Origin of the sequence: Psittacicella melopsittaci (genome assembly GCF_003585925.1) — a bacterium.
GTDB classification, from domain to species: domain Bacteria; phylum Pseudomonadota; class Gammaproteobacteria; order Enterobacterales; family Psittacicellaceae; genus Psittacicella; species Psittacicella melopsittaci.
Window position 1 is genome coordinate 1 of sequence record NZ_NRJH01000077.1, and the last position, 9,109, is coordinate 9,109.

The 9,109-nt window shown below is 30.3% G+C and carries 4 protein-coding genes; all 4 read right to left on the minus strand.

Features of this window, described 5'->3' with window-relative positions; translation table 11 throughout:
- Positions 1 to 94: 94 nt before the first annotated feature.
- Positions 95 to 757 carry an ABC transporter ATP-binding protein gene (locus CJP74_RS07685; protein WP_119497919.1) on the minus strand — a complete coding sequence of 221 codons (663 nt, stop codon included), beginning with the start codon at positions 755 to 757 and terminating at the stop codon, positions 95 to 97.
- A 4,669-nt stretch (positions 758 to 5,426) separates the two neighbouring features.
- Complete coding sequence (locus CJP74_RS07690; protein WP_119497913.1) at positions 5,427 to 6,221, minus strand: ABC transporter permease; 795 nt, start codon at positions 6,219 to 6,221, stop codon at positions 5,427 to 5,429.
- A gap of 3 nt (positions 6,222 to 6,224) precedes the next feature.
- The gene (locus CJP74_RS07695; RefSeq protein WP_119497915.1) at positions 6,225 to 7,346 is read right to left on the minus strand and encodes a capsule biosynthesis protein; all 1,122 of its coding nucleotides are present in this window, start codon (positions 7,344 to 7,346) and stop codon (positions 6,225 to 6,227) included.
- A 1,051-nt stretch (positions 7,347 to 8,397) separates the two neighbouring features.
- On the minus strand, positions 8,398 to 9,033 hold the full coding sequence (locus CJP74_RS07700; protein WP_119497917.1) for a hypothetical protein: 636 nt from the start codon (positions 9,031 to 9,033) through the stop codon (positions 8,398 to 8,400).
- Positions 9,034 to 9,109 lie beyond the last annotated feature (76 nt).

Here is a 9,109-nt window from a genome sequence, read left to right on the forward strand (position 1 = left end):
TGGATAATACTAAATTTTTAACTAAATCTTATAATACAAAGCAAAAAAATAGAGTTATATATACCTAAAAAGCATATATAACTCTTTAAATTAATTATTTCTTTCCAGCCATTACTGCATTATAAAACTCATATGCTGAGTCTATATTTTCAAATGCGAGTAACTCCCCTTCATGAAGTACTAAGGCATTATCACAGTATTGCTTAATAGCTGAAGGGCTATGTGATACAAGAATCAGTGACCTATCTTTCCTTTTCTCAAAAAGCTCATATTTACACTTCTTGGAAAAGTTTGAGTCACCTACGGCAATAACTTCGTCAATTAAATAACAGTCGAATTCAATAGATAAAGAAAGAGCAAAAGCAAGTCTTGCTTTCATACCTGATGAGTACTTTTTTACAGGCTCATAGAGGTATTCGCCTAATTCTGCAAACTCCTCAGTAAAGTTTTTTACATATTCGATATCTTTACCATAAATACGGCAAATGAATCTCAAATTATCCATTCCAGTTAAACTTCCTTGAAAAGCTCCACTGAAAGCAAGTGGCCAGGAAACACTCATAGTTTGTTCAATTTCTCCAGTTGTAGGTGCTTCTACTCCTGAAAGAAGTCGTATAAGTGTAGACTTACCTGTACCGTTTCTTCCGAGAATTCCTATTTTTTCACCTTTTTTTAAGGTGAAATTAACATCCTTTAAAACCTTTTTCCATCCAGTTCTCGTTTGATACCCTTTACTAACATGGGTCACTTTAAGCATAGGAACCTTATCTATAGTTTCTATGACTTTATTCTCTAATGTACTTTGATCAGACATATTATTTTAAATAATTCACCTTAAGATTTATCCTAGGCAAGGAAAACTGTAATAAATATACATTCAAATTTAATAAGTGCAACTAAAATGCATAAATATATGCTATTTAACGTTCAACAATATAAACGTTTTAGGAGAGGTAAGAAAACCTTGTATAAGTTCTATTAAAAATATTTTACATACTAGATTATAACAAAATAGAAAGCTCATTATTTGATTTTACATAACTAACAATTGCCCCACATAAACATTCCAACCAAAACACAAAAATATCTCTCAATAAACCTTAAACATATAAACTACCTCAGCTACCTTTATCGACCTTAACATCACACCATAGAGAATACCATTTGCTTGTGAACGATTGCATTTATATACAAAGTACGCTTTACCATAAAACCGCAAAATAATCAATAGCATTGCATGGTTAATTCATTCTCTTAACTTATTGATTTTTAAACTCAATTATTTTTGAAAAATTTCATTAACCTTTCACCAACCTTTACCTATTGATTATTAAGTGTTTTTTAACTAAAAATTGCAAAATCTTCTATATTTTAGGTACCACCTCAAAAAAGCCGATTTTTAGCCTCTAAGCCCGATAGAATCGAAGAATTCTGCAGATACAAAACACGCAAAACTTTCTATTTGCCAAGGCAGTTAACGAAAAAATTTTGTAAAAATTTTGAAAAAAAATTTGGTGAAGAATTTAGAAAAAGTTGGGTAAGAACTTTAAACTTATCTAAATTTCTTTGTCCCCTTCATGTTTCAAAACTATTCTTGTAAGGTCAATCCTCTGTTAGTCAACGTATTTACAGTTATTGAAATTTCTTTGTATGCGTATGTTTCTATGCATTTCTTGTAAGGTCGATCATTGCTAGTAAATGTATTTAAAGTTATTGAAATTTCTTTGTACGTTTATGTTTCAACGCATTTATCGTAAGGCAATTTATAGTAAGGTCAATTTACTGTAGGTTAATTTACTGTAGGTTAATTTCTTGTAAGGTTAATTTCTTGCTTGGAATCGTATCAAAAGTTATGGTAATTCATTTGTACTCTGATATTTCAAGGCTATTCTTATAATGCTATTTTCTATCTAGGAAATGTAGGTTAATTATTTAAAGTTATTAACCTTTCATAGATTTACTTGTAATGTCATGTCTTTGCAGGAAACTTATTTAAAGCTTTTGGCATCAAGTTTGAAGATAGATTGCAAATAAAAATATGGAGTAGCATAAGCATTTAAGCAAAAGTCAATAGTTTTATGAATCCTTTTCTGTTTTCTAACTTGTTGATTTTTAATCTCAATTATTTTTGAAAAATTTCACCAACCTTTACCTCTTGATTTTTAAGTGTTTTATAACTAAAAATTGCAAAATCTTCTATATTTTAGGTACTACCTCATAAAAGCCGATTTTAAGCCTCTAAGCCCGATAGATTCGTGGAATTCTGCAGATTCAAAACATGCAAAACCTGCTAAGTCTTATGGGGGGTTAACCAAAAAAATTTGGTAAAAATTTTGAAAAAAGTTTGGTCAAGAATTTAGAAAAAGATGAGTAAGAACTTTAAACTTCTCGATATTAGATTCTTATTTTTATGTTCAAATCTTTCATTCTAGAATTGTATTTAAAGTTCTTGGCATCAAGATTGAAGATAGACAGCAAATAAAAAATGTGGAATAACTTATGCATTAATGTAAAAGTCAATAGTTTTATGAATCCTTTTCCATTTTCTAACTTGTTGATTTTTATGCTCAATTATTTTTGAGAAATTTCACCAACCTTTCATCAACCTTTACCTATTGATTATTAAGTGTTTTTTAACTAAAAATTGCAAAATCTTCTATATTTTAGGTACTACCTCATAAAAGCCGATTTTAAGCTTCTAAGCTCGATAGAGTCGGGGAATTCTGCAGATTCAAAACACGCAAAACCTGCTATGTCTTATGGGGGTTAACGAAAAAAATTTAGTAAGAATTTTGAAAAAAGTTTAGGCAAGAATTTAAAAAATTTGGTTAATAACTTTAAACTTATCGAAACTGTATTCTTATTTAACGATTCAAATCCTTTCGGTCTAGAATTGTATTTAAAGTTCTTGGCATCAAGATCGAAGATAACCTGCAAATAGAAAATGTGAAATAACTTAAGCATTAATGCAAAAGTCAATAGTTTGACGAATCTTTTTCCATTTACTAACTTGTTGATTTTTATGCTCAATTATTTTTGAAAAGTTTTACTAACCTTTCACCAACCTTTACCTATTGATTATTAAGTGTTTTTTAACTAAAAATTGCAAAATCTTCTATATTTTAGGTACTACCTCAAAAAAGCCGATTTTAAGCCTCTAAGCCCGATAGATTCGAGGAATTCTGCAGATTCAAAACATGCAAAACCTGCTAGGTCTTATGGGGGGTTAACGAAAAAAAATTGGTAACAATTTTAAAAAAGTTTGGATAATAATTTAGAAGAAGATTGGTAAGAAGCTTAAAGTTTTGAATCTTCTTTGGTATTTTTGTTTCAAATCCATACATACTGGAATTGTATTTAAACTTCTCTGCTCAAGTTTGAAGATAGATTTCAAATAAAAATGTGAAATAGATAAGAATTAGAGCAAAGTCAATAGTTTTACGAATCTTTTTCCGTTTTCTAATTTGTTGATTTTTACGCTTAATTATTTTTGAAAAATTTCACCTACCTTTCACCAACCTTTACCTATTGATTATTAAGTGTTTTTTAACTAAAAATTGCAAAATCTTCTATATTTTAGGTACTACCTCAAAAAATCCGATTTTAAGCCTCTAAGCCCGATAGAATCGGGGAATTCTGCAGATTCAAAACATGCAAAACCTGCTAGGTCTTATGGGGGGGTTAACGAAAAAAATTTAGTAAAAATTTTGAAAAAAATTTGGTCAAGAATTTAGAAAAGGATGAGTAAGAACTTTAAACTTCTCGATATTAGATTCTTATTTTTATGTTCAAATCTTTCATTCTAGAATTGTATTTAAAGTTCTTGGCATCAAGATTGAAGATAGACAGCAAATAACAATGTGAAATAACTTAAGCATTATTGCAAAAGTCAATAGTTTTACGAATCTTTTTCTGTCTTCTAACTTGTTGATTTTTATGCTCAATTATTTTTGAAAGATTTCGCCAACCTTTTACCAACCTTCACCTATTGATTTTTAAGTGTTTTTTAACTAAAAATTGCAAAATCTTCTATATTTTAGGTATTACCTCAAAAAAGCCGATTTAAGCCTCTAACCCCGATAGAATCGAGTAATTCTACAGAATCAAAACACGCAAAACCTGCTATGTCTTATGGGGGGTTAACGAAAAAAATTTAGCAAAAATTTTTCAAATAAAGTTTAATAGAAGCTAAACTTTTTCTTTTTATCAAGAATCAGTGTCTTAGTAATGCACATAAATAGCTACTTTGTTAGGCTTGGTACTTTTAATAAGTTTGCCTAAATTTAATGTATCTATGCTATTAGTATTAATGCTGTCACTTCAATCAGCTATAGGTTTTAAAGTTGTCTTCGCTAGAATTTTGCTATTTAACGGAATCTTATCTTCATTAGATCAATCTTTATACTTTCTTTAAGTATTTATACCTATTGGAGAAGAGATCATTATCATTTAGAGATGTTTAACAAAGGTAAATACTGCGCTAATTCATTTTTCATGAAGAGATCAATATCGATTTAAAAATAAGAAATATAATTACAAATATCAACGCACAAATTCATTTAGTATTGTTGGGTGTATTTGACTTGAGTTTTTAGTTAATGTTTTAATAGACTTTACGATATAAAGTACTTGTTTAAGAACTTTAACAAGATACTCTATTTTAGATTGTATGTGCTTTGGTGGGGAATTTAACTCATTACCTATAATTACCTATCTTCTTGTTGTTAGGTTTAATCTACATGTGTAATTATAGTAAGAGAAATCTTTTGTAGTTTTTGATTATCTTTGTACTTAATTTTAGCTGCTCTAATGTTCGATCAAATAGTATAGGTAGGTTTTATTCTTCCTACTTTGCTTTTTATACGGTGTAGAGCTATTTTTAAGGATTACTAATCTTTTATCTTCATCTAGGTACTGATTAGATCTTATTTTATATAATTAAGCAAGAAGAAGCAGTGAATTAGTATATTATTTAATCTGCCTTACTAAGTTTTACTAGACTATTAATATTTTAAGTATAAGTTCATTCATGTTTAAATAATATAGCCAATTGTAGCTATAATTCTACATGCTAGTCTTTACTTCATTTTGTATATACTAATAAAGCTTGTTCTTTTATTTCGGGTAATATATTTAATAAAGTCTAGCCATGCTAACACACTTCTTTTCTAATTTAATAGCTATCTCTTGCTTACTATATTTATAGGTAAATAATTCCTAATGTATAAACTAATCAGTTTATTTTTTCTGTTTATATGAGTTCTATGCTTATCACGCATATTCCTAAAAAAACTTTAAGTTATAGCAAAGAAAAATCGTCTATATCACTGCATAAATTTTGTGGATAATTATTTTAATATGCTATTTATTGCAAATAATAAGCCCCTCTTACTTTGAGGGGCTTATTATTTAATTTAGTTGCTTTATTATGGATTTACGTTACGACTAATTAATCTTATTAGAGCAAATCCTAAAGTTAATAAAACAAGGTTACAAAATAATAGATAAAATGGATCTTCTAAAGTTGTAACATGATCACCAAAATAACCATGTCTAAACATTTCTGTTCCATGAATCATAGGCAACCAAGATAAATAGGATCTGTATTCACCTGGAATATTATTTAAAAAGAAAAATACACCAGACAAAGGCATAAGGATAAAGCTTAAAGTACTCCAAATTTTCCCAAAAGCTTCAAATTTATTTGCAATAGCAGTTACTACTAATCCTAATCCTACTGCAAATAAACTCATGCTACCCCAAGCCATTAGCATATAAAAAATATCATCTGGTTTCGGGATAATGTCTAGAAACACAAAAGTTGTCATTATAACAATTTGAGCAATTGTAGCCCCAGAGATCTCCAAGATCATACGTGCTAAAATTGTATCTAATACTCGCACATTTCTGTGATAAAGCAAGCTAATATTAGCGTCAATTGCTCCTACAGATCTGTTTGCAGTGTTTCGCCACATCATCATCAATGGATACCCTGTTATGGTAAAGGCAATAATATTCAAGTTAGAGAAATTATATGCTCTGAGTTCACCCCATAAAACAGCTATTAATAGTGTCATAATTAAGGGTTCTACAAAAAGCCACATAAACCCTATGTTTTTACGGTCATATCGTGTAATTATCTCACGTAAGATTAGAGCTTTTAATACCCTTCCTTGAATAACACAGCTTTCCCATAAAGTAGTTTTATTTACGTATGACATACATTAGTTTTTATGTTCTCTTATACTTGCAAGAATTAGGCTTGTTAAACCATATAGCAGTAGACCTATAATCAAGGTTGCTAAAATATTATAGAAACGGTTTGGTAATTCAGCTAAATCTGGCTTACTAGCAGGAGAGATTACCTCTAGATATAATTGCTTACGGCTAGCTTCATCCTGTGCTGCTTGTAGCGATGTAATAGAACTAGTTAATTGTTGTAAAGCAATTGTATTCTCTAGGTTAAGACGCTGAAACTCAACACTTTTTACAACAAGTGAAGCGTCACTACCAACAATTTTTTGCATTTGTTCTGCAATTTCAGCTTCGAGTGCTGTTTTTCTACTTTCTAATGAAGCAATTTGTGCACTTTCAGGTGCAGATTCTTTTAACTGAATAATCTGTGCTTGAATATTTATAACTTGCGTTTGTAAGGTTTCAATTGCTGTTAATAAAGATTTAGTTTGACTATTAACATCAAATAACCCATTTTGTATACGAAAATCCATTAATTCTTTTGCAGTCTGAATAGAATAGTCTCTCGCCCTATTTACGTTTTCTTGTGCAAATTTTATTGCATCTCTACGTGCACGTTGATTTAATTCGTTTACACGATCTTCAGCAATTTTGATTAATTGACTGTTGATAAGATACCCTTGTTCAGGTAAGAATGACTCTACTCTCAAAGTAGCTATACCTGAAACAGAGTCTATGTACATATTAACTTTATCACGAAAATATTGATAAAAAGATTCATTAGAATTATTTAAACCAAAGGTATTAAAACGATTAAACCAATCTCCATAATCACTATAAAAATCTTTTACATTTAAATTCTTTTCTAGAATATTTAATGCTGCACGTGAAGATATAAATGTTTGCACGTTATAGACGTCATCTACTGACTTACCAACCCCAACACTTGAAAGTAACCCCCCCATAGTATTTAACGTTGATTGGCTATTTGCAGATCTAACTACAAATGTTGATTCTGAAACATATACATCTGAAGTTATAACACCAAAATAAACTGTCGATACTAGCGTTGGTGCCGTTACAAGCACATGAAACAACGGTTTGATTTTTTTGACACGCGTTTTAAGTTGCTTGATCCATGCTTTACTCATAGAAACTCACTATATTTTTTGTCTTAAAGAAAATTCTCACCTAAATATTATATTCACTTTCCTTAAAATAGAGAATATTTTTTATTACGGTATCTAATATTTATTGATCAACTTAACTCATTAAAAATTTATCTCTAGAGAAGGAATTAAGACAGTATTAGTACTCCGTCCCCCCCCCTATCCTAAATCCCGTTATGAATTTTTCGAACGTAACACTATTAAATTCGATAATTCGACATATTTAACAGTATTGTATATTTCCTGTAATGATTCTAATGGAATTAGGTTCTCAATGTATAATACGGAGCTAGAATACCTTTTTCAAGATGTTAGCTACGCGTACTCTAACCTCTCTTTAAACGTATTTATTTGGCAATATAGAGGCTAGAATGAAGTCTCTAATGTAAGAGCTCTTTTAACGAGTTTACATTGTATTACTCGCAATAAGCAGCATACCAGTCTTCCCTATACTAGAAATATATAATTCGTTTATAAGGTGGCTTAAAGAAGATATGTACTCTGGGTAGGGGAAATTTACCAAGTCACTTCCTTCAACTATGCCCAAAGAAGTAGTTCGTTGTTAATCCTTTCAACCTAGCAGTTATGAATTTGGCTACTTGGATTACTATAGTAGATTTTATAGTTAATTTCTAAGGATTTAAGTCTTTCGAGCCCATAGAACTCTCTACCTCTTTCGACTTTTATCGCAGTGGTTTTATCAGGATAGATATCCAGTAAAAGGCAGTATTACATACGTTAAGGCAGCTTGTATTTGTGCACTAATGCTATTTCTACTGCATTGAGTGTTTATATATCTAAAGTAACTACATCTCTCTAGGACAAATCTTGTAGATAATATACGCCCTTTATGCTCCTTACCAACTACCGTATCAACAGATAGTAAGATAATATTGCTATTATTTTTGCTACCCGTTTCTATAGTATTTTTGATAGGTTCTAACACTTCTCTTTCGAATGCTTGTTGGTCATTTTTACCTGCTTTAACAGGGCATCTCTTTTTATCGCCAGCAACATAATTGTCGTGTTTAGACTATTTGCTTTTCGGTTTAAAAAAGCCGTCTCTTCTTACGCAATCCTTGATCTCATCGATGATTGCTGCAAAGAGTTTTTTATTTTGGAAGCTATATGGAGAGCCATTCAATCTAAGAGAACTACAGTGCTTAATAATATCTCTTCTGCACTCGTCTTTAAAAGTACGACACCAAAAGTAGATAGTATTTAAGCTCATGCCTAAGGATTTAACATACTCGCTATTACCGTAGTATTTGTTCAAGATAAAGTGAGAGTCTGACTTGAGAAAGTCTCTAAAAAGAGTTAGCTCTAACACTTTTACATTACGACCCTTATTTGATTTACCTAACTCTAGTAAGGTTACAGTATCGTCAAAACCGACTTTATGTAACTTAGAGAAAATACGACGGAAAGTACTAAACGAAGATAACTGTTTTTCTTCATGCTCATATACTGGAGCAAGGTCTATTGTTGCCTTTCTCGCCAGTTCTGAGTAGTTTATCTTTTTACCACTGTCAACATACTCATTAAAAATCTTGTTACACAACCAAATAATCTTCACCGTCACATGAGTGAACTTAGGTTTTGATTTTAGAGTTTTTAATTTTTCTGAGTTTTGTTGCGGAAATTGCGGGGAGTATGTTATATTATCCATAACGGCTTCCTTATTTGACTTATTTTTTTATTATATCTAATTTTTTTATTAGATATCACAGGAAAGCCGTTTTTTT

What these genes read in the sequence shown, in the direction of transcription:
- CJP74_RS07695 (WP_119497915.1), bottom strand. Translation starts at nt 7,346, where the DNA reads ATGAGTAAAGCATGGATCAAGCAACTTAAAACGCGTGTCAAAAAAATC.
- CJP74_RS07690 (WP_119497913.1), bottom strand. Translation starts at nt 6,221, where the DNA reads ATGTCATACGTAAATAAAACTACTTTATGGGAAAGCTGTGTTATTCAA.
- CJP74_RS07700 (WP_119497917.1), bottom strand. Translation starts at nt 9,033, where the DNA reads ATGGATAATATAACATACTCCCCGCAATTTCCGCAACAAAACTCAGAA.
- CJP74_RS07685 (WP_119497919.1), bottom strand. Translation starts at nt 757, where the DNA reads ATGCTTAAAGTGACCCATGTTAGTAAAGGGTATCAAACGAGAACTGGA.